This is a genomic window from Leptospira wolbachii serovar Codice str. CDC, from assembly GCF_000332515.2.
Classification (GTDB): Bacteria; Spirochaetota; Leptospiria; order Leptospirales; family Leptospiraceae; genus Leptospira_A; species Leptospira_A wolbachii.
The window spans coordinates 212,148-232,088 of record NZ_AOGZ02000008.1; the positions used below are offsets into that span (position 1 = coordinate 212,148).

The 19,941-nt window shown below is 43.5% G+C and carries 22 protein-coding genes; all 22 read left to right on the top strand.

Going from position 1 to position 19,941, the window contains the following annotated elements; all coding sequences use genetic code 11:
• Position 1: 1 nt before the first annotated feature.
• The 22 genes from rplK to rplN all read left to right on the top strand — a co-directional run bounded on the left by rplK (position 2) and on the right by rplN (position 19,941).
• Positions 2 to 427 (top strand): 50S ribosomal protein L11, encoded by a 426-nt coding sequence (rplK, locus tag LEP1GSC195_RS02785; protein ID WP_002983315.1) that lies wholly within the window; start codon positions 2 to 4, stop codon positions 425 to 427.
• A 24-nt stretch (positions 428 to 451) separates the two neighbouring features.
• Positions 452 to 1,144: a 50S ribosomal protein L1 gene (gene rplA, locus LEP1GSC195_RS02790; protein WP_015680165.1), complete on the top strand. Its 693-nt coding sequence runs from the start codon at positions 452 to 454 to the stop codon at positions 1,142 to 1,144.
• 12 nt (positions 1,145 to 1,156) lie between these two features.
• Positions 1,157 to 1,690, top strand: coding sequence for a 50S ribosomal protein L10 (rplJ, locus tag LEP1GSC195_RS02795; protein WP_015679895.1), 534 nt, complete (start codon positions 1,157 to 1,159; stop codon positions 1,688 to 1,690).
• Between the two features lie 36 nt (positions 1,691 to 1,726).
• Complete coding sequence (gene rplL / locus LEP1GSC195_RS02800; protein ID WP_002983005.1) at positions 1,727 to 2,107, top strand: 50S ribosomal protein L7/L12; 381 nt, start codon at positions 1,727 to 1,729, stop codon at positions 2,105 to 2,107.
• A 125-nt stretch (positions 2,108 to 2,232) separates the two neighbouring features.
• A complete protein-coding gene (gene rpoB / locus LEP1GSC195_RS02805) occupies positions 2,233 to 5,919 on the top strand; it encodes a DNA-directed RNA polymerase subunit beta (protein WP_015679946.1) in 3,687 nt (1,228 codons plus the stop codon).
• Between the two features lie 14 nt (positions 5,920 to 5,933).
• Positions 5,934 to 10,226 carry a DNA-directed RNA polymerase subunit beta' gene (gene rpoC / locus LEP1GSC195_RS02810; RefSeq protein ID WP_015679826.1) on the top strand — a complete coding sequence of 1,431 codons (4,293 nt, stop codon included), beginning with the start codon at positions 5,934 to 5,936 and terminating at the stop codon, positions 10,224 to 10,226.
• Between the two features lie 146 nt (positions 10,227 to 10,372).
• Positions 10,373 to 10,747, top strand: a complete 375-nt coding sequence (rpsL, locus tag LEP1GSC195_RS02815) for a 30S ribosomal protein S12 (protein WP_002982211.1) — start codon at positions 10,373 to 10,375, stop codon at positions 10,745 to 10,747.
• A gap of 13 nt (positions 10,748 to 10,760) precedes the next feature.
• Positions 10,761 to 11,234 carry a 30S ribosomal protein S7 gene (gene rpsG, locus LEP1GSC195_RS02820; protein ID WP_002982515.1) on the top strand — a complete coding sequence of 158 codons (474 nt, stop codon included), beginning with the start codon at positions 10,761 to 10,763 and terminating at the stop codon, positions 11,232 to 11,234.
• An 82-nt stretch (positions 11,235 to 11,316) separates the two neighbouring features.
• Positions 11,317 to 13,236, top strand: a complete 1,920-nt coding sequence (locus LEP1GSC195_RS02825; protein ID WP_015680101.1) for an elongation factor G-like protein — start codon at positions 11,317 to 11,319, stop codon at positions 13,234 to 13,236.
• A gap of 49 nt (positions 13,237 to 13,285) precedes the next feature.
• Positions 13,286 to 14,491 (top strand): elongation factor Tu, encoded by a 1,206-nt coding sequence (tuf, locus tag LEP1GSC195_RS02830; protein WP_015679831.1) that lies wholly within the window; start codon positions 13,286 to 13,288, stop codon positions 14,489 to 14,491.
• 4 nt (positions 14,492 to 14,495) lie between these two features.
• The gene (gene rpsJ / locus LEP1GSC195_RS02835) at positions 14,496 to 14,804 is read left to right on the top strand and encodes a 30S ribosomal protein S10 (RefSeq protein WP_040506234.1); all 309 of its coding nucleotides are present in this window, start codon (positions 14,496 to 14,498) and stop codon (positions 14,802 to 14,804) included.
• An 11-nt stretch (positions 14,805 to 14,815) separates the two neighbouring features.
• On the top strand, positions 14,816 to 15,439 hold the full coding sequence (gene rplC, locus LEP1GSC195_RS02840; protein ID WP_015679971.1) for a 50S ribosomal protein L3: 624 nt from the start codon (positions 14,816 to 14,818) through the stop codon (positions 15,437 to 15,439).
• A gap of 15 nt (positions 15,440 to 15,454) precedes the next feature.
• Positions 15,455 to 16,090 carry a 50S ribosomal protein L4 gene (rplD, locus tag LEP1GSC195_RS02845; protein ID WP_015680063.1) on the top strand — a complete coding sequence of 212 codons (636 nt, stop codon included), beginning with the start codon at positions 15,455 to 15,457 and terminating at the stop codon, positions 16,088 to 16,090.
• Positions 16,091 to 16,094: 4 nt separating this feature from the next.
• Positions 16,095 to 16,400, top strand: a complete 306-nt coding sequence (locus tag LEP1GSC195_RS02850) for a 50S ribosomal protein L23 (RefSeq protein WP_002973792.1) — start codon at positions 16,095 to 16,097, stop codon at positions 16,398 to 16,400.
• Between the two features lie 2 nt (positions 16,401 to 16,402).
• Positions 16,403 to 17,239 (top strand): 50S ribosomal protein L2, encoded by an 837-nt coding sequence (rplB, locus tag LEP1GSC195_RS02855; protein WP_002983255.1) that lies wholly within the window; start codon positions 16,403 to 16,405, stop codon positions 17,237 to 17,239.
• Positions 17,240 to 17,252: 13 nt separating this feature from the next.
• Complete coding sequence (gene rpsS / locus LEP1GSC195_RS02860) at positions 17,253 to 17,531, top strand: 30S ribosomal protein S19 (protein WP_002974021.1); 279 nt, start codon at positions 17,253 to 17,255, stop codon at positions 17,529 to 17,531.
• Between the two features lie 8 nt (positions 17,532 to 17,539).
• Positions 17,540 to 17,890 (top strand): 50S ribosomal protein L22, encoded by a 351-nt coding sequence (gene rplV, locus LEP1GSC195_RS02865; RefSeq protein ID WP_015680094.1) that lies wholly within the window; start codon positions 17,540 to 17,542, stop codon positions 17,888 to 17,890.
• 3 nt (positions 17,891 to 17,893) lie between these two features.
• Complete coding sequence (gene rpsC / locus LEP1GSC195_RS02870) at positions 17,894 to 18,574, top strand: 30S ribosomal protein S3 (RefSeq protein ID WP_015680059.1); 681 nt, start codon at positions 17,894 to 17,896, stop codon at positions 18,572 to 18,574.
• Between the two features lie 22 nt (positions 18,575 to 18,596).
• Positions 18,597 to 19,010, top strand: a complete 414-nt coding sequence (rplP, locus tag LEP1GSC195_RS02875; RefSeq protein ID WP_002974545.1) for a 50S ribosomal protein L16 — start codon at positions 18,597 to 18,599, stop codon at positions 19,008 to 19,010.
• Positions 19,007 to 19,279: a 50S ribosomal protein L29 gene (rpmC, locus tag LEP1GSC195_RS02880; protein WP_002982886.1), complete on the top strand. Its 273-nt coding sequence runs from the start codon at positions 19,007 to 19,009 to the stop codon at positions 19,277 to 19,279. The genes rplP and rpmC overlap by 4 nt, the downstream gene beginning before the upstream one ends.
• Positions 19,280 to 19,282: 3 nt before the next feature.
• Entirely contained in the window at positions 19,283 to 19,552 is a 270-nt protein-coding gene (rpsQ, locus tag LEP1GSC195_RS02885) for a 30S ribosomal protein S17 (RefSeq protein WP_015679978.1), read from the top strand.
• Positions 19,549 to 19,941 carry a 50S ribosomal protein L14 gene (rplN, locus tag LEP1GSC195_RS02890; protein ID WP_002974152.1) on the top strand — a complete coding sequence of 131 codons (393 nt, stop codon included), beginning with the start codon at positions 19,549 to 19,551 and terminating at the stop codon, positions 19,939 to 19,941. The genes rpsQ and rplN overlap by 4 nt, the downstream gene beginning before the upstream one ends.

Consider the following 19,941-nt stretch of genomic DNA (forward strand, 5'->3'; position numbering starts at 1 on the left):
GATGGCTGCAAAGAAAGTAGTAAAACAAATTAAACTCCAAGTGGAAGCAGGGAAAGCAAACCCGGCTCCCCCAGTAGGTCCAGCGCTTGGTCAAGCCGGACTCAATATTATGGAATTTTGTAAACAGTTCAATGAGAGATCAAAAACTCAAATGGGACTCAAACTCCCAGTAGTTATTACTGTTTATTCCGACAGAAGTTTTACATTCGTAACTAAATCTCCTCCAGCAGCACTTCTAGTCATGAAGGCGCTAGGCTTACAGGGTGGATCTGCCACTCCACACACTGTAAAAGTGGGAACAATCAAAAGAGCTCAACTAGAAGAAATTGCAAAAACTAAGATGGAAGATCTCAATGCGAACGATATGGATGCAGCAATCAACATTATTGCTGGAACTTGTCGTTCCATGGGTGTAAACGTCGAGTAATCATAGGAAACGGGAACTGAAGTCATGAAACGCGGCAAAAAGTATATCCAACTCAAAGAGAAAGTCGATCGCACTAAGGCTTATACCCTTGGCGATGCAGTCGGTTTGGCAAAAGCTACTAGTTTTTCCAAATTTGATGGAACATTAGAGATTTCGACTAAAATCAATTATAAATCTCTCCAAAACGTAAGAGGGACTATCTCTCTTCCCCACGGAACTGGAAAAACAATTAAAGTTTTGGTTTTCTGCAAAGGAGACAAACAAAACGAAGCAAAAGAAGCGGGAGCTGACTTTGTAGGAGATATGGATCTCATTGAAAAGGTTGCTGGTGGTTGGACTGATTTTGACGCTTGCGTCGCTACTCCTGATATGATGAAGGAAGTAGGAAAATTGGGTCCTGTTCTTGGTCGTAAAGGCCTCATGCCGAAACCAAAAGCAGGAACAGTAACTACTGATGTTTCTAAAGCAGTAAAAGAACTAAAAGCCGGCCGAATTGAATACCGCCCAGACAAAGGGGGAGTGGTTCATTTAGGTGTTGGAAAATGTTCCTTCTCTGATGACAAACTTTCTGAAAACATCAATGCGGTAGTGGCAGCACTAATGAAAGACAAACCTTCTGATGCGAAGGGTGATTACCTAAAGTCTTTCTCGGTTGCGGCAACTATGGGAATCGGCGTGAAAGTCGATGTAAAAGAACTAGTAAACGCGAACATATAACGAGTAAGAACAATGGCAAATCCATCTAAAATTGAAGCAGTATCAGAACTTAAGAGTCGTTTAGAAAAACGACCAAACTTTATTTTAGCGTCTTACAGCGGTTTAACTGTTGAAGATATGTCTAACCTTCGTGCGAAACTTCGCAAGGAAGGATCGGAGATGAAGGTAATTAAAAACAACCTTTTCCTCCGTGCATTAAAAGAGTCTTCTGAACATAAAAACAACTCCATTGATTTTGGAGATGTTTACAAAGGCCCTCTTGCAGCTATTTTCTCTCTGGATGCACTTCCAGCAGTAGCGAAAGTTTGTAAGGACTTTGCAAAAGATAAGAAGGAACTCGAAATTAGAACCGGCTATATGGACGGGGAAGTTTTGGGTAAATCCGGAGTAGAAGCGATTGCTGGACTTCCGTCCAAACAAGAACTTCTTGCGCAAATTGCTCGTGGGGTCAATGCTCCTGCAACGCAAATTGCTTCTGGAATCAATCAAATCATGGCATCATTGGCACGCGCCATCAATGCTGTAGCCGAGAAAAACGGCAATTAGTAATCATAGTGATTAGTAGGATAAGGAGAATATAGGATGTCTGTTGACGCGCTATTAGAACAAATTGGAAGTCTTACACTAGTTCAGGCAGCTGATCTAGTGAAAAAGATGGAGGACAAATTCGGGATTTCTGCTGCTGCACCAGTTGCGGTAGCGGCGGTTGCGGGTGCAGGTGGTCCAGCTGCTGCTGAAGAGCCTGCTACTTTCAATATCATCTTGAAAGCACACGGTGACAAAAAGATCGACGTTATTAAACTCGTTCGCGAAATCACTGGTCTTGGATTGGCAGATGCGAAAACGCTTGTTGAAGCTGGTGGAAAATCAGTGAAAGACGGTGTTTCTAAAGACGAAGCTGCTGATATTAAGAAAAAACTCGAAGGTGTTGGGGCTCAAGTAGAAGTTGCTGCTGCCGGTTAATCGGTTGCCAATTTTTAAACCCATTCTTCAAAAATTTAGAGGCAGGGAGGCCGTAGGCGTCCCCACCTCTATTTTTTCGTTTATCATACCATCTATTATTTTGACGTCTCTAGGGAGAGTATTCCATGCATACCCGAATGCAAATTAGAAACCGGGTAAATTTCGGTAAAATTACCGACCTCAATTTACTTCCTAATCTTATCTACGTACAGAAAAAATCCTTTGATTGGTTTCTCCAGTCGGAAGTGAAAGATCCGACGAAACGTTTGAACCAAGGGTTGGAAGCGGTATTTCGCGAATCCTTCCCCATCGAATCGCCAAACAACGATATGGTCATGGAATATGGCCATTATATCTTGGGAGAGCCGAAACGCGATCCACAAGAGTGCAAAGACACTGATTCTTCTTTTGCTGTTCCTTTAAAAGCAGTCATTCGACTCATTATTAAAGATACCGGAGAGATCCGGGAGCAAGTTGTCTACATGGGAGACCTTCCTGTGATGACAGACCACGGAACTTTCATCATCAATGGTGCGGAAAGGGTAGTGGTGAGCCAGTTGCATAGATCACCTGGTATTTTCTTTTCTTACGACCAAGTGCGAGATACTTTCTCCGCAAGGGTCATTCCTTACCGAGGTTCTTGGTTGGAATTCGAGATGGACAATAAGGGAATCCTTGTTGCGAAAATCGACCGTAAGAAAAAATTCCCAGCTACCTTACTTGTAAAAGCTATGGGTATGGGAACGAACGAAGAAGTGCTTCGTTTATTCTACGGATCTTCTAAAATGAAGATTGCGGGAGCGAATCCAAAGGACCTCAAACGTCTAATTGGTCGCCGAACCATCGCGGATATTATCAACATGGAAACCGGAGAGGTCATGCTCGATGCCGGTTCCAAAATTAATGAGGATAACATCTCCATCCTTCGTGAAATGAAGGTAAAAGATGTGGATGTCATTGAATTTCCGAAAGGAAAAGACAACCCAGTTCTTATCAATTGTTTGGAAAAAGACGGTGTCAACGACTACGAAGACGCGGTTAAAAAATTTCACACAATCATGAGACCAGGGGAACCTTCCACGATTGAAAATGCAGAAGGGGAACTCCGACGTCTCTTTTTCTCTCCTAAAACTTTTGATTTGGGAATCGTTGGCCGTTACAAGATCAATAGTAAATTCGAATTCAATAATCCGAAAGACTTTGCTAAGGCAGAAGATCGAGTACTACGTAAATACGACATCATTGAAACAGTTCGTTACTTAGTGATGCTTATGTCAGAAGCGGAAAACTACTATCCGGATGATATTGACCACTTAGGAAACAGAAGGATCCGTTCTGTTGGTGAGCTTATTGCCAACCAATTGAAACTCGGATTTTCTCGGGTAGAACGAGTGATCAAAGAAAGAATGACAGTTCAGGAGCCGGAACAACAAACTCCTCAACTTTTAATTTCCATCAAACCGATCACAGCAGTCATCAATGAATTTTTTGGTTCCTCACAACTTTCTCAGTTTATGGACCAAACAAATCCACTCGCAGAACTTACCCACAAACGTAGGTTAAACGCACTTGGACCTGGGGGACTTTCTCGTGACCGAGCAGGTTTCGAAGTTCGTGACGTTCATTATTCTCACTATGGCCGTATGTGCCCCATTGAAACACCGGAAGGTCCAAACATTGGTCTCATTCTTTCCATGTCTAGTTTTGCACGTGTGAACGACTACGGGTTTATTGAAACTCCTTACCGCCTTGTCAAAAACGGTAAAGTTCAAAAACAAGTCGAGTATCTCACTGCGGACAAAGAAGAATACCATTACATGGCACAGTCCAATTCGACTGTCGATGATAAGGGTGAATTCACTTCCAAACTCATTTCCACTCGCCATAGAGGGGACTTTCCTTTCCGTAGCCCGGCAGAAATCCAATATATGGATTTGGCACCACTCCAAGTTGTGTCTGTGTCTACGGCTCTCATTCCGTTTTTGGAACATGATGATGCGAACCGCGCACTAATGGGTTCCAACATGCAACGCCAAGCAGTGCCACTACTCACGGAAGAAGCTCCGTTTGTAGGAACTGGGATGGAAGCTCGTGCGGCTTATGACGCAGGGGTTTGTATCGTTGCGAAAAAAGACGGTGTAGTTTCTAAAGTAGATGCTACAGGTGTTTGGATCAAAGAAGACCAATCTAAAGAGATCGTTCATTACCCACTCATTAAATTCAAAAAAACCAACCAAGGAACTTGTTTTAACCAAAAACCAAACGTGGCTATGTTACACACGACCACTGGCGGAAAGGTTAGTAAAGTATCCAAGGAACGAGTGGAACTCACTTCTCCCAACGGGGAGAAAGAAATCCACGAACTTTTCCATTCGGAAGAAGTTCAGTTTGTGGCCGTTGTAAAAGAAGGCCAAGACTTAGGAATTGGAACACCAGTTGCGGGACAAATCATCAAAGGGGAAAAATACGGTGACTTTGGTCAGATCCTACAAAAAGGAACTGTCCTTGCCAACGGTCCATCCACTGACGCTGGTTATTTGGCTCTAGGCCGAAACGTACTCGTTGCCTTTATGCCATGGGAAGGTTACAACTTTGAGGATGCGATTCTAATCTCGGAACGAATCATCAAAGACGATGTTTTCTCTTCGATCCATATTGAAGAATTCGAAATCCAAGCGCGGGAAACCAAACTCGGACAAGAACAAATCACTCGTGATATTCCAAACCTTTCGGACAAAGCGTTCCGTGATTTGGATGAGTCCGGTGTGATCCGTGTGGGTGCGGAAGTAAAACCAGGAGACATCCTTGTGGGTATGGTAACCCCTAAGGGTGAAACCGACCTCACTCCAGAATACAAACTTTTACACTCCATTTTTGGAGAGAAGGCGAAAGAAGTTAGGGATTCCTCACTTCGTATGCCAAACGGTTTCGAAGGAACTGTCATCGATATCAAACGTTATTCCCGCGAAACTGGCGATGAACTCGCTGCTGGCGTGGAAGAAATGGTGAAAGTCTATGTAGCTCGTAAACGTAAACTCCTCGTGGGTGATAAGATGGCGGGACGACATGGAAACAAAGGGGTCGTGGCTCGAGTGATGGCACAAGAAGATATGCCATACATGGAAGACGGATCTCCTGTAGGTATCGTGTTAAACCCGCTCGGAGTTCCTTCACGGATGAACCTCGGTCAGATCTTTGAAACCCAACTTGGGTTTGCTGCGAAAAAACTGGGTATCAATTTTGAAACACCAGTATTTGACGGAGCGACTGAAGGTGACGTAAACGAGTTCTGCAAAAAAGCGGGATTACCAGGAAACAGCAAATTTCAGTTATACGACGGAAGAACGGGCGAAAAATTCATCAACCAAGTATTCTGCGGTTATATCTACATGTTGAAACTGGCTCACTTGGTGGATGATAAAATTCACGCAAGATCTACCGGACCTTACTCACTTGTTACGCAACAACCACTTGGTGGTAAGGCGCAGTTCGGGGGACAAAGGTTGGGTGAGATGGAAGTTTGGGCTCTGGAAGCTTATGGTGCCTCACACACCTTACAAGAGTTACTTACCATCAAGTCAGATGATATGCTCGGACGTGCAAGAATTTACGAAGCAATTGTCAAAGGAATCCACTCGATCAAACCGGGAATTCCAGAATCATTCAACGTTCTTGTGCAAGAACTCCGAGGACTCGCTCTTGATATCATTATCAAAGACTCCGAAGGATTGGAAGTGGATATCTCTGATTACGAAGATGAATTCTCGAAGAACAAAAAGAAAATCAAGTTCGAGACCATTGAAAACGTTTAGGGAAGGGAAAAAGTATGAGAAATTACAATAGTTTTGAATCGATTACGATCCGTTTGGCTTCGCCGGAACGGATCAAAGAGTGGTCGTTTGGGGAAGTTAAAAAACCTGAAACGATCAACTACCGTACCCTAAAGCCGGAGCGTGATGGTCTTTTCTGCGAAAAAATCTTCGGAACCACTAAGGATTGGGAATGTTACTGCGGTAAGTTCAAATCCATCCGTTATAAGGGAGTGGTTTGCGACAAATGCGGGGTTGAGGTAACTCACTCCAAAGTTCGTCGGGAAAGAATGGGCCATATTGAACTTGCGGCTCCAGTGTCGCACATTTGGTATTATCGTTCTGTTCCTTCACGTATGGGACTACTTCTTGATATGACCATCAACCAACTCAAAAGTGTTCTTTACTTTGAGAAGTATGTGATCATCGATCCTGCTGATTCTGGAAGGAATCGCGGAGAACTCATCGATGAAGATGAATACCATAATTATTTAGATGAATACGGCGATAAGTTTATCGCAGGTATCGGTGGGGACGCCATCAAAGAACTTCTCGCACGCATTGATGTGGACGTAGAAGCTCGTGTGATCCGCCAAAAGATCCAAGACAAAAACAAAATCTCCGACAAACGTATTTTCAAACGCTTAGAAGTTTTGGAAGCATTTCGAGATTCCGGAAACCGTCCAGAATGGATGGTGCTTGATGTAGTTCCTGTGATTCCACCAGAACTACGTCCGATGGTTCAACTCGAAGGGGGACGTTTTGCTACTTCCGACCTAAACGATTTGTATCGTCGTGTGATCAACAGAAACAATCGATTGAAACGCCTTCTTGCATTAAAAGCCCCTGAGATTATCGTACGGAACGAAAAACGTATGTTACAGGAAGCCGTGGATGCACTTTTCGATAACAGCCGTCGCAAACGAACTGTAAAAGGAAAGGGTAACAGACCTCTTAAATCAATTTCCGACATGCTCAAAGGAAAACAAGGCCGGTTCCGCCAAAACCTACTCGGAAAACGGGTGGATTACTCTGGTCGTTCCGTAATTGTTGTGGGTCCTGAACTCAAATACCACCAAATGGGTCTTCCTAAAAAAATGGCTTTGGAACTATTCAAACCATTCATTATGAAACGCCTTGTGGATTTGGAACTAGCACCAAACATCAAATCGGCGAAGAAAAAAATCGAAGCCGAAGACAAAGAAGTTTTTGATGTATTGGAAACAGTTGTTAAAGAACATCCAGTACTACTCAACCGAGCTCCCACTCTTCACAGATTAGGAATCCAAGCATTTTTACCAGTCCTTGTAGAAGGAAAAGCAATCAAACTCCACCCACTCGTATGTCATGCGTTTAACGCCGACTTCGACGGGGACCAAATGGCAATCCACGTTCCACTAGCTCCCAAAGCTCAGCTTGAAACTTGGATGTTAATGTTATCACCACATAACATTTTGAATCCAGCCAACGGACAACCGATCTGCGGACCAACACAAGATATCGTTCTTGGAATTTACTACCTCACATCCGAAGTCAAAGACGGAAAAGGGGAAGGGAAATTCTTCACAGGGCTCGAAGAGGTAATGTATGCGATTGAAACGAAAACCGTGGAAATTCGCTCTAAAATCTCCGTTCTCCATGAAGGAAAGATCATCGAAACCACACCGGGAAGATTAATATTCAACCAGGTTATGCCAAAAGGTTATGTTTATATCAACAGAACCCTCGGTGATAAAGAAACAAACAAAATCATTGCCGACGTATACGAGAAGTTTGGACCAGGAATCACAGTTGTGATGCTTGATGAAATCAAACGACTTGGTTACCGTTACGCGACCGTATTTGCTCCTACCATCTCCATTGATGACATCCGAGTTTCTCCTCAAAAAGAAGGTCTCGTAAATGATGCCAACAAAGAAGTAGAAAAAGCGGATATGGAGTATCGTAAAGGTATCATCACCAACGAAGAACGTCGTAAAAAAGTAATCGAGATTTGGACCAAAACCAATGATCGCATTACCGACGGGATGTTTAAGGAATTGGAAAAAGACCAAGGTGGGTTCAACCCAGTATTCGTGATGGCAGCATCCGGAGCTCGTGGTTCCAAACAACAGATTCGCCAGCTCGCAGGGATGCGGGGTCTTATGGCGAAACCGTCTGGGGAAATCATCGAACTTGCGATTCGTTCTAACTTCCGCGAAGGTCTTGGAGTACTAGAATTCTTTATCTCTACACATGGTGCGAGAAAGGGTCTTGCGGATACGGCGTTAAAAACTGCCGATGCCGGTTACCTCACTCGTCGTCTCGTGGATATCTCTCAGGACGTAATTGTTTCTGAAGATGATTGTGGAACTAAGGCAAACATCACTCTTGGAATCGTAAAAGAAGGGGAGAACGTAATTGTTTCCCTCGGAGACCGCGTATTCGGCCGTTATACGGCAGAAGATTTAGTGGATCCAGTTTCTGAAAAAGTGGTTTTCCCGAAAGACACACTCATTACAAGAGCGATTGGCCAACAAATCGAAAATCTTGGTTATGATAAAATCAAAGTAAGATCTCCTCTCACTTGCCGATCTCGTCACGGGATCTGTACAAAGTGTTACGGTATGGACATGGCTCGCCTAGTTCCTGCCGAAATTGGGGAAGCCGTAGGAACCATTGCAGCACAGTCCATTGGGCAACCAGGAACACAGCTAACAATGAGAACTTTCCACGTGGGTGGTGCGGCATCTGCTACCATTCAGGAAAAAGAACATAAAGTTCCTTACCGATCTCTCGTAAAATCCATTAATGGACGTTTGGTGACAAATGCGAATGGAGCGAAAGTGTTTGCTCGTCGCGGAACCATTATCGTAAATCGTCTCATCCAAGAATTCAATACAGATACACTGTCAAGTGTTCGTATTGTGGATGGCCAACGATTGGAGAAAGGGGAAGTGTTCGCAGCGCAAGTAGGTGAATCGATAGAACAACGAATCACTTCTGACCAAGCGGGAACTGTTTCTCTTGTGGGAACTACACTACGTATCCTCGGGGATGATTTTGTTCTTCCTGTAAAAATTGGAACCATCCTTCGCACAGAAGAAGGCCAAATCGTAGAAGAAAACAAGGCCCTTGCTGAGTTTGACCCGTACAACGAAGTAGCCGTTTCTGAAACTGCAGGAACCATTGTTTGGGAAGATTTGGAAATCGGTAAAAACGTTCGTCGAGATGTGGATCCAAAAACATCCAATATCATTTTAAAAGTGGTTGAACAGAAAAAAGACCGTTTAGTTCCGAAAGTAGTCGTTGGATCGGATGGATATTCCGTTCCTGTGGATGCACTCCTTCAGTTCCAAAACGGAGACAAAGTAAGAGAAGGGGATGTCATATTCAAAATTCCGTCTATTGCTGAAAAAACTCGAGATATCACGGGTGGTCTTCCACGGGTAGATGAACTTTTCGAAGCTCGTCGTCCGAAAGATGCCTGCACACTGGCAGAAATCGACGGTAAAATCGAAGACAAAGGGGAAATCGTTAAAGAAAAACGAATTCTATATATTGTTCCTGAAACGACTGAACTCGAAAAAGTAAAAGTAGCAATTCCGATTGGAAAACAAATCCGTGTTCGCCAAGGGGACTTTGTGAAACGGGGAGATCAGTTGGATGAAGGAAACTTTGACCCACATGATATCTTAACAATCAAAGGACCAAACGCACTTCACGAATACTTAGTCTCTGAGGTTCAGGAAGTTTACCGTCTGCAAGGGGTTCATATCAACGATAAACACATCGAAGTTGTGGTTCGCCAAATGCTTCGTAAGGTGATTATCACTGACAGTGGGGACACATCTTTTGTGAACCAACAACAAGTGGATAAATTCCTCTTTGATGAAGAAAATGATCGCGTGGAAAAAGAAGGGGGATCTCCGGCACAAGGAACTCCAGTCCTTCTTGGTCTCACAAAAGCATCCCTCAACACGGAGTCATATTTCTCAGCGGCATCGTTCCAAGAAACTACCAAAGTTCTTACCGACGCGGCTATCAAAGGAAAAACAGACAACTTAGTGGGTCTCAAAGAGAACGTAATCATCGGTCACATGATCCCTGCGGGAACTGGTATGAAAAAATACCGTGATATCGAAGTTTTCAAAGAAATGCCTGGAGACTTAGATTGGGATCTTGAAACCGAGGAAGAGGAAGTTTCTGAACTTTCCGAAGCAGCTCCTGTTTCCACTACCACACTCTCAAGACTCGTCGCTGAAGAGGACGAGGATGAAGATGAGTTGGAAGAAGAAGCAGAAGATGCGGAAGAGGAAGACGAGGATTAAATCCGAACCTTTTGTCCTTAGAAGCTTACTTTTAGAGAGTTTCTAGGGACAAAATCATGTTTTCGTTTACAAAATGTCCCTATCTGGAATTTTGGACGAAAACGTCATTATTTTTTTAAAGACAGAGAAGTAGAAGAAGGAATCGAATGCCTACAATTAACCAGCTCATCCGTAAAGGAAGAGAAGACCAAAAGAAAAGAACTAAATCTCCTGCCCTAAAAGCATGCCCACAAAGACGTGGAGTTTGCACACGGGTAATGACCTTTACTCCCAAAAAACCGAACTCTGCCCTTCGTAAAGTAGCAAGGGTTCGCCTTACTACAGGAATTGAAGTCACAGCTTACATTCCAGGGGAAGGACACAACCTCCAAGAACACAACGTGGTTCTCATCCGTGGAGGAAGGGTAAAAGACTTACCAGGGGTTCGTTATCATATCATTCGTGGAACACTGGATACACTCGGTGTGGACAAACGTCGTAAAGGACGTTCTAAATACGGCGCTAAGCGTCCTAAAGCTTAATCGGAGAAAGTAGATGTCTAGAAGAAGAGGAAAAGTTGAACCACGCCACATCGAAGGCGATCCTAAATACAACGACAAAGTGATTTCTAAATTTATCAACTGCCTAATGGTAGATGGTAAAAAAAGTGTCGCCGAAGCTGTGTTCTACGAAGCTTTAGAAGTAATTGCGAAAAAAACTGGCCAAGACCCTTTTGCCGTTTTCCAAGAAGCTTTGGAAAACGCGAAACCACAAGTGGAAGTAAAATCCCGCCGAGTGGGTGGTGTCACTTACCAAGTTCCTATTGAAGTTCGTCCAGAAAGACGACTTGCTCTTGGAATCAGATGGCTCATTCGTTACAGCCGTGGCAGAAACGAAAAATCTATGAAGAACAAATTGGCTGCAGAATTTATGGAAGCGCAAAAAGGCACTGGATCTGCGATCAAGAAAAAAGAAGATATCAGAAAGATGGCAGATGCCAACAAGGCTTTCTCCCACTACCGCTGGTAATCCCTACCATTCGATTCCAAATATTGACAAGCCAGGTGATCTACCTGGCTTTTTTATTTTCTCGTGATCGTAATACAAACTTATGAGCTACCGAACTGTTGGAATATTTGCCCATATCGATTCAGGGAAAACAACTCTCACGGAACGAATTTTGTTCGAAGCGGGGAAAATCTCTGCCGTCGGTTCCATTGAAGATGGAAACACGGAATCCGATAGTTTGCAGGAAGAAATCGAAAGGGGAATCTCCATTCGGACTACCTTCCATACCATTCCTTGGAAAACTACCTTTGGTGAATTCCAGATCCAAATTGTAGACACTCCGGGGCATATAGACTTTCGAAACCAAGTCACTGACCTTTTGCCGGCGATGGAAACTGCCATTGTAGTTTTGGAAGCAGGATCCGTAGTACAATCCCAAGCACGTCTTGTGATCGAGGAACTGCTGTTGGCAAAGGTTCCTATGGTTTTCTTTATTAATAAACTCGATCGGTTTGGTGAGGACTATCTAGATACGCTCGTTTCTTTGGAAGAAATCCTAAAAGGAGCCCCGGTTTGTCTTTTTCAAAAAAATGAATCGGGAAAGATGGACTACTATCTGGGGGCATCGGAACTCTTTCCGAAATCAGTAAAAGAGGAGCTGATGGCATGGGACGATGAACTAGTTTTATCTTCCTGGAATGACCCTTCGGGCCAAACTGACTTTTCTAAGATTGGGCTGCGCACGGGACCGAAGGAGGCGAAACTCTATCCAGTTTATGGTGGTTCTGCCAAAACGGGGGAAGGGGTTCGAGAACTTCTGGATCTTGTTCTTTGGACGGAGCCGAAATCTCCGTTACCCGAGGAAGGGATTCCCCTTTTGGTTCTCTCGAGGAGGACGGACGAAGAGTTAGGACGGTATTCCGTGGTCTATCCAAACATTGATACCACAGTCGCACTGCTAAACGCCCTTGCCAAAAAAACAAGAGATCCGTCTGTGATTCCGTCTTTCTTTTCAGAAAACGGATTTTCGTTTGTGGACCCAGAGACCTTAGAACCAATCTCTACCTTGCAGCAAGGAAAACTTGTTTTGTTAAAAGAGAACTCTGGCCTAATTTCTTATCCCGGGCAGGCTTTACGATTTCGATCCAACAAAGACGAGCTAGCTGATTCCAATCTCTCCCTTCGGATTCCTAGTCCCTTCTCTGTCGTGATCGAACCGGAACATTCTGGAGATAAGGAGTTTTGGTTATGTCGCTTGGAGGAGCTTGTTTGGGAAGATCCAGGATACCAACTCCAAAACAAGGAAGATACCGGACAATTGGTACTCCTGGGAAGAGGGGAGCTACATTTAGAGATCGGAATCCGCAGAATTCGAGAGAGAACTGAAAAAAAACTCAATTTCAGTTCGATAAACATTGCCAAAATAGAGCTTCTAAAAAAAATGTCTCATAAGGTTGCCCTAGAGCATCGTGCCTTTGAAGACCAAAAGTCAAGCGGCGCGCTCATCGCAGTCCTGGAAGATACTGCCGACTTTTCGAAGCAAATTGCCTTCGAGGTAAGTCTTCCGGAAGAAGTAAAAAATTCGATAGAAACATCCTTTCAGGAAGCCTGCTTACACGGGTTTTACGGTCAGGAAGTTGCCGGTCTCAAATTGCGTATTCTCTCCTATGAGATGCCAACAGGAGATTTGCATACCACTTTAACGTTATTGAAAGTAGCGATACTTGCGGGCGTAAAGGAATTGTTTCCTTCAAACACATACTTGGTCGGACCCCTCACGGAAGTAGATGTGATGGTGGACGCAGACCACTTAGGTGTAGTTCTTTCTGATCTAAGTCGCAGAAATGCCAAGGTGGTATCCATCGAGGAAGCTGTGGCAGGGAAGAGTCACTTAAAAGCCAATGCACCGGCCCAAAACCTGCTTGGCTTTTCAGGGGCTCTTAGAAACATGACCAAAGGGATTGGCATTTCTTGGGAAAGGACTGCTTTTACCTCTGAATTTTATGCAGTTTTAAAGGAGTAAAGAACCGAGGATCGGGTCTTGCACCACGATTGAGGAGTAGATTCTAACAATGGCTAAAGAAAAATTTGACCGTTCAAAACCACACTTAAACATCGGAACAATTGGTCACGTTGACCACGGTAAAACAACCCTGACCGCAGCGATCACAACAACGCTTGCCAAGTTAGTGGGTGGAAAAAACAAAGCGATTGCTTACGACCAAATCGACAACGCGCCCGAAGAAAAGGCTCGTGGGATTACTATTGCAACGTCTCACCAGGAGTATGAAACTCCTAACCGTCACTACGCACACGTAGATTGCCCGGGACACGCGGACTATGTTAAAAACATGATTACTGGTGCTGCTCAGATGGACGCTGCGATTCTCGTAGTATCTGCAACTGACGGTGCTATGCCACAAACTAAAGAACACATCCTTCTTGCTCGCCAAGTAGGGGTTCCTTACATCGTGGTTTACCTAAACAAAGCGGACATGCTTGCTGCTGATGAAAGAGACGATATGGTGGAGATGGTTAAAGAGGAAATCAAAGACCTTCTTAACAAATACAACTTCCCTGGTGATAAAACACCTTTCATCTCCGGTTCTGCATTAAAAGCACTTGAAGGTGAAGATTCTGACCTAGGTATGAAATCCATTATTAAACTAATGGAAGCAGTTGATACTTACGTTCCAAACCCTACACGTATCGTTGATAAACCTTTCCTAATGCCAGTTGAGGACGTATTCTCAATCACTGGTCGTGGAACTGTTGCAACTGGTCGTGTTGAGCAAGGTGTTCTTAAGATCAACGATGAGATCGAGATTGTTGGTATTCGTGATACTACAAAATCAGTTGTTACTGGTATTGAAATGTTCCGTAAACTACTCGATCAAGCAGAAGCTGGAGACAACATTGGTGCTCTTCTTCGCGGAACTAAAAAAGAAGACATCGAAAGAGGTCAAGTTCTTGCGAAACCAGGAACTATCACTCCACACAGAAAATTTAAAGCGGAAGTTTACGTTCTTACTAAAGACGAAGGTGGACGTCATACTCCATTCTTTAACAACTACCGTCCTCAATTCTATTTCAGAACTACAGACATCACTGGTGTTTGTAACCTTCCTGGTGGAATGGAGATGGTTATGCCGGGAGATAACGTTACGATGTCTATCGAACTTATCCACCCGATCGCTATGGACCAAGGTTTGAAGTTCGCTATCCGTGAGGGTGGAAGAACGATTGGTTCTGGTGTTGTTGCGGAGATCGTCGAGTAATACAATGGCTGGACAAAGAATTCGCGTTAAGTTAAAAGCTTTCGATCATCGGTTGATTGACCAATCAACCTTTAAGATCGTTGCGACTGCGAAGAGGACCGGGGCTACTGTCTCCGGTCCAATCCCGCTTCCAACGAAAAAAGAAATCTACACGGTATTACGTTCTCCGCACGTGAATAAAAAAGCTAGAGAACAATTTGAAATGAGAACTCACAAGAGACTCATCGATATTTTAAATACGAATGAAGATACGGTAGAAGCCCTGATGAAGCTTCAACTCCCTGCTGGAGTTTCCGTAGATATTAAATCCTAAGGATAGGATCCATGGCTAAAGGTTTAATCGGCGAAAAATTGGGCATGGCCCACATATTCAATAACGAAGGTAAGATGGTTACTGTAACCGTTTTACGCGTGGGTCCTTGTTTTGTGTCCCAGGTAAAAACATCTGCGAACGACGGTTATGAAGCCGTTCAACTAGCATTTGGTGATGCCAAGGAAAAACACATGACGAAGGCCGAAGTTGGACACATAAAAAAAGCAAACATTGCTGCTCCGAAAAAAACTCTGATTGAATTCAAAGGTTTTGAAGACGTAGCGGTTGGCGCAGAAGTAAAACTGGCTGATGTATTTGCTTTGAACGACACGGTGAAAGTAACCGGAACTTCCAAGGGTAAGGGAACTCAAGGTGTTGTAAAACGCCATGGATTTGCTGGTGGACCTGCAGGACACGGTTCTAGGTTTCAAAGACACCCTGGTTCTATTGGTTCCAACACAACTCCTGGACGTGTGTTCAAGGGTTTGAAGATGGGTGGAAGAATGGGTTCTGAACAGAGCACCGTTCGTAACTTGAAAGTAGTAAAAATTGATGCAGATTCCAATTTGGTTTTTGTATCCGGTCCGGTTCCAGGAAGAGAACGCGGTATCGTTACGATAGAAAAAATCGGATAGATAGATAGGTAGAACATGAAAGCGCGTAAATACAATAAAGAAGGCGTATTCGTAAGCGAAGTTGAACTTCCGGCAGAACTTTTTGCTACCGGCATTTCGCTTGGAGCCATCTATGATGCGGTAAAAGCTGAAAATGCGAACAATAGACAAGGAACACATTCTACTAAGGATCGTTCTGAAGTTCGCGGTGGGGGAATCAAACCTTGGGCTCAAAAAGGAACTGGTCGCGCACGACAAGGTTCCATCAGAGCACCTCATTTCGTTGGTGGTGGTATCATTCATGGACCAAAACCAAGAGATTATTCCTCTAACTTGTCACGCAGCGTAAAGAAAAAGGCTGTTCTCTCCATCCTTAACAAAAAGGCAGAAGAAAACAGAATCGCGATCATAGAAGACGTAGAACCTTCTTCTTACTCCACGAAATCCATCTACAACATTTTGAAGAACATGGAAATCGCAGAGAAGGGTAACGTGGGTATTGTGGTAGCTGGTGAAAACCAATTCCTCAAAAAATCCACTCGCAATATAGAGAACCTCAAATATGTGAACAGCAAACGAGTCGTTTGCCGAGACATCCTCTATAATAACAATTTAGTAATCTCTGAAAGCGCTTTGAAAGAGCTTCAGGCACAGTATTCTAAGAAAGGATAAGACAGTGAACCTAGAGAATGTAATCTTATCACCAGTTGTTACTGAAAAGTCACAAGACCTTCAAACAATTGGAGAACGTATGGGAAAAAGAACTGTGAAGTATACGTTCAAAGTCCACCCGGATGCGAACAAAACTTTGATCAAACAGGCTCTGAAACAAATGTATAACGTAGTTCCTACTGCTGTAAACGTCGCAGTTTACCGTGGGAAAATGAAACGTTTTAGAAACATGCCGTCCCCAAGACCTCACTACAAAAAAGCTGTAGTGACGTTTGCTGACGGAGCAAATTTGGATTTTGCTAAGGTTTAATTATGGGAATTAGAAAACTTAAACCCACTACGCAATCTAGCCGCTTTTACTCGGTTTTAGATTTCAAAGAAATCACAGAAGTGGTGCCTTATAAACCTCTAACAGCAAATGTATCTTACAAAGCTGGTCGGGACAATAAGGGGCGAATTGCTGTTAGACGGAAAGGTGGACGTAACAAAAGAAAGTTCCGGATCATCGATTTCAAACGTAATAAATTTGGGATTCCTGCGACTGTGAAAACAATCGAATATGATCCAAACCGTTCTGCGTTTATCGCACTTATTTGTTATGCTGATGGTGAATATCGTTACATTTTAGCTCCTAACGGACTGAAAGTGGGGGACAAAATTGAATCAGGTCCCGCTGCTGAGATCAAACTAGGAAACACACTTCCTTTAGATAAAATCCCTGCAGGAACAAACGTTCACAACATTGAACTACATATCGGAAAAGGCGGTCAAATCGCTCGCACAGCAGGATCTTTTGCTGTGATCTCCGCAAAAGATGGTGACTATGTATCTCTTAAACTTCCTTCTTCGGAAATCCGTAAGGTTCGTAAAGAGTGCTTAGCAACTATCGGAGAGCTTTCTAATAAAGACCATAACTTGGTCATCATTGGTAAAGCGGGTCGTAACCGTTGGTTAGGTAAAAGACCGAAAGTTAGAGGGGTCGTTATGAACCCTGTGGACCACCCACTCGGTGGTGGTGAAGGTAGAACTTCCGGAGGTCGCCATCCAGTGACTCCTTGGGGTAAACCTACGAAGGGATTTAAAACACGTAAGACGAGACCGTCTGACCGTTTTATCGTCCAAAGACGTAAGAAAAACAGGAATAGGTAGGATCTAGATAATCATGGCTAGAAGCTTAAAAAAAGGTCCGTTCATTGACGACCACCTCATGAAAAAAATAACCAAGTTAAACTCTGAAGGGAAAAAAACTCCCTTCAAGTCTTGGTCCAGAAGAAGTACCATTTATCCAGACATGATCGGTCACACCGTAATGATTCATAATGGCAAAGCGTTTGTTCCTGTTTATGTTAACGAAAACATGATCGGTCACAAACTCGGTGAATTTGCTCCCACTAGAACCTTCAAAGGCCATGGTGGAGACAAAAAAGTTGCGAAGAAATAGGTAGAGAGATGGAAGCAAAAGCAGTAGGAAAACACCTCAGAATTTCTGCCAGAAAAGCTCGCCTGGTTGCAGATGAAGTTCGTGGATACGATTACAAGGAAGCCATTGATATCTTGCGTTTTACAAATAAAGCAGCAAGTTCAATGATCATCAACCTTTTGAACTCGGCAGTGGCGAACGCCGTCCAAATGAACGAAAGTTTGGATCCAAGTTCACTATACGTGAAAAAAATCTATGTGGATGACGGCCCTATTATGAAACGTTTCCGTCCAAGAGCGCGCGGTCGTGCTTCTAGGATCCGTAAACGCCTTAGCCACATCACCGTTGTAGTATCTGAAATCGAAAAGAAGGCAGTTTAAACTATGGGTCAGAAAGTAAATCCAATCGGGCTACGAATCGGAATCACACGTAATTGGGATTCAATTTGGTATTCCAAACAAGATTACATTAAAAATCTTCACGAAGATATCAAGATCCGTAGGTTCCTTCAGAAGAAATTCAAAAACGCATCCGTTGTTAAGATCGTAATCGAAAGATTTCCTGAGAAAATCAACGTGAACCTCCATACTTCTAAACCAGGTATGGTGATTGGTCAAAAAGGCCAAAACATCGAAGCGGTTAAACAAGAGCTTAAAAAACTCGCTGATAAGCCGATTGGAATGAACATCATCGAAGTGAAGAAACCGGAAATCATTGCGCAAGCAATTGCAGAAACGGTAGCTCTTCAAATCGAACAAAGGATGCCATTTCGTCGAGTGATGAAAGCGGAACTTCGTCGTGCGATGCGCGGTGGAGTGGAAGGTGTAAAAATCCAAATCTCCGGACGTTTGAACGGAGCGGATATGGCAAGAACTGAAAAGTATATGGAAGGACGAGTTCCTCTTCATACTCTCCGTGCCAAAATCGACTTTGGATTCAAAGAAGCCCTCACGACTTTCGGTCAGATCGGTGTGAAGGTATGGACTTATACAGGTGACTACTTCCCGACCAATAAGGAAGAGACCGACGAAGACAAATACGCTGTAAAACGTAGAACGAGTTAAGAAGTACTAAAGAGATACGATAATGTTAGCACCTAAACGAGTAAAATTTAGAAAACGCCAAAGAGGGCGCTTGAAAGGTAAGGACGAAAGAGGTTCTTACGTTGCGTTCGGAGAATATGGTTTAAAAGCTATTTCTTCCGGTCGTATCACAGCGCGACAAATCGAAGCTGCAAGGATTACTATCAACCGCCAAGTAAAACGAGGTGGGAAATTGTGGATCCGTATCTTCCCTCATCTTCCTATCACTAAAAAACCTGCCGAAACTCGTATGGGTAAAGGTAAAGGTAACCCGGAATTCTGGATTGCAGAGATTCGCCCGGGCCGCGTTCTTTTTGAAATGGCGGGTATTGATGAAGAAACAGCAAGAAAAGCTCTTCATTTGGCAGCCTTCAAACTGCCAGTAGAAACTTCATTTGTTAAGAGGAACGTTCTATGAAAGACGATTTTAAGTCACTTTCTCCAGAAGATTTAAAGAAAGAAATTCTCTCCTCTTCCGAAGAAGTAAGAAAAGCAAGATTCCAGTTTGGTGTTACAAGATCTCTTGAGAACCCTAAACTAATCCGAAATCATAAGAAGAGAATTGCCCAAGCATTGACTGTCCTTCGTGAGAAGGAACTAACAGCAAAAGGCAAACTCAAACAAATCGCACCAAAAGCTGGTTCAGCTCCCAAAGCTGCCAAAACTAGCAAAGGTAAGAAGAAGTAGGTTATGGAAGATAAAAACTCTAAAAAGTCTTTAACCATTCAGGGTGTAGTAGTGAGCGATGCTATGGAAAAAACCGTAGTGATCGAAATCATCACAAGAAAAGTGCACCCACGGTTTAAGAAAATTATGACCCGTACTTCACGCGTGAAAGTTCACGATGAGAAGAACGAGTGTCAAGTTGGTGATCGAGTCATCGCTGTGGAAACAAGACCACTTTCTAAACAGAAACACCATAAACTTGTAAAGGTAATTGAGAAGGCTAAATTAGTATGATTCAACAAGAAACTATTTTACAAGTAGCCGATAACTCGGGTGTGAAAAAAGTCATGTGCGTAAAAGTGCTTGGCGGTTCCAAAAAACGCTACGCAACGCTTGGTGACGAAATAATCGTCGCTGTTAAGGAAGCACAACCTGCATACGGTCTTCGTGACGGGCAGGGTAAAAAAGTGCATAACAAAGCGGTTCAAAGAGCAGTTGTTGTAAGAACGAAAAAAGAAGTTCGTCGTCCAGACGGAACTTACATTCGTTTCGATGACAATGCTGTTGCCATCATTGATGACAAAGGGAATCCAAAAGGAACCAGGATCTTCGGACCTGTTGCCCGTGAACTTCGCGATAAAAAATACATGAAAATTATATCTCTCGCTCCGGAGGTTCTCTAG

What these genes read in the sequence shown, in the direction of transcription:
- rplK (WP_002983315.1), top strand. Translation starts at nt 2, where the DNA reads ATGGCTGCAAAGAAAGTAGTAAAACAAATTAAACTCCAAGTGGAAGCA.
- rplA (WP_015680165.1), top strand. Translation starts at nt 452, where the DNA reads ATGAAACGCGGCAAAAAGTATATCCAACTCAAAGAGAAAGTCGATCGC.
- rplJ (WP_015679895.1), top strand. Translation starts at nt 1,157, where the DNA reads ATGGCAAATCCATCTAAAATTGAAGCAGTATCAGAACTTAAGAGTCGT.
- rplL (WP_002983005.1), top strand. Translation starts at nt 1,727, where the DNA reads ATGTCTGTTGACGCGCTATTAGAACAAATTGGAAGTCTTACACTAGTT.
- rpoB (WP_015679946.1), top strand. Translation starts at nt 2,233, where the DNA reads ATGCATACCCGAATGCAAATTAGAAACCGGGTAAATTTCGGTAAAATT.
- rpoC (WP_015679826.1), top strand. Translation starts at nt 5,934, where the DNA reads ATGAGAAATTACAATAGTTTTGAATCGATTACGATCCGTTTGGCTTCG.
- rpsL (WP_002982211.1), top strand. Translation starts at nt 10,373, where the DNA reads ATGCCTACAATTAACCAGCTCATCCGTAAAGGAAGAGAAGACCAAAAG.
- rpsG (WP_002982515.1), top strand. Translation starts at nt 10,761, where the DNA reads ATGTCTAGAAGAAGAGGAAAAGTTGAACCACGCCACATCGAAGGCGAT.
- LEP1GSC195_RS02825 (WP_015680101.1), top strand. Translation starts at nt 11,317, where the DNA reads ATGAGCTACCGAACTGTTGGAATATTTGCCCATATCGATTCAGGGAAA.
- tuf (WP_015679831.1), top strand. Translation starts at nt 13,286, where the DNA reads ATGGCTAAAGAAAAATTTGACCGTTCAAAACCACACTTAAACATCGGA.
- rpsJ (WP_040506234.1), top strand. Translation starts at nt 14,496, where the DNA reads ATGGCTGGACAAAGAATTCGCGTTAAGTTAAAAGCTTTCGATCATCGG.
- rplC (WP_015679971.1), top strand. Translation starts at nt 14,816, where the DNA reads ATGGCTAAAGGTTTAATCGGCGAAAAATTGGGCATGGCCCACATATTC.
- rplD (WP_015680063.1), top strand. Translation starts at nt 15,455, where the DNA reads ATGAAAGCGCGTAAATACAATAAAGAAGGCGTATTCGTAAGCGAAGTT.
- rplB (WP_002983255.1), top strand. Translation starts at nt 16,403, where the DNA reads ATGGGAATTAGAAAACTTAAACCCACTACGCAATCTAGCCGCTTTTAC.
- rpsS (WP_002974021.1), top strand. Translation starts at nt 17,253, where the DNA reads ATGGCTAGAAGCTTAAAAAAAGGTCCGTTCATTGACGACCACCTCATG.
- rplV (WP_015680094.1), top strand. Translation starts at nt 17,540, where the DNA reads ATGGAAGCAAAAGCAGTAGGAAAACACCTCAGAATTTCTGCCAGAAAA.
- rpsC (WP_015680059.1), top strand. Translation starts at nt 17,894, where the DNA reads ATGGGTCAGAAAGTAAATCCAATCGGGCTACGAATCGGAATCACACGT.
- rplP (WP_002974545.1), top strand. Translation starts at nt 18,597, where the DNA reads ATGTTAGCACCTAAACGAGTAAAATTTAGAAAACGCCAAAGAGGGCGC.
- rpmC (WP_002982886.1), top strand. Translation starts at nt 19,007, where the DNA reads ATGAAAGACGATTTTAAGTCACTTTCTCCAGAAGATTTAAAGAAAGAA.
- rpsQ (WP_015679978.1), top strand. Translation starts at nt 19,283, where the DNA reads ATGGAAGATAAAAACTCTAAAAAGTCTTTAACCATTCAGGGTGTAGTA.
- rplN (WP_002974152.1), top strand. Translation starts at nt 19,549, where the DNA reads ATGATTCAACAAGAAACTATTTTACAAGTAGCCGATAACTCGGGTGTG.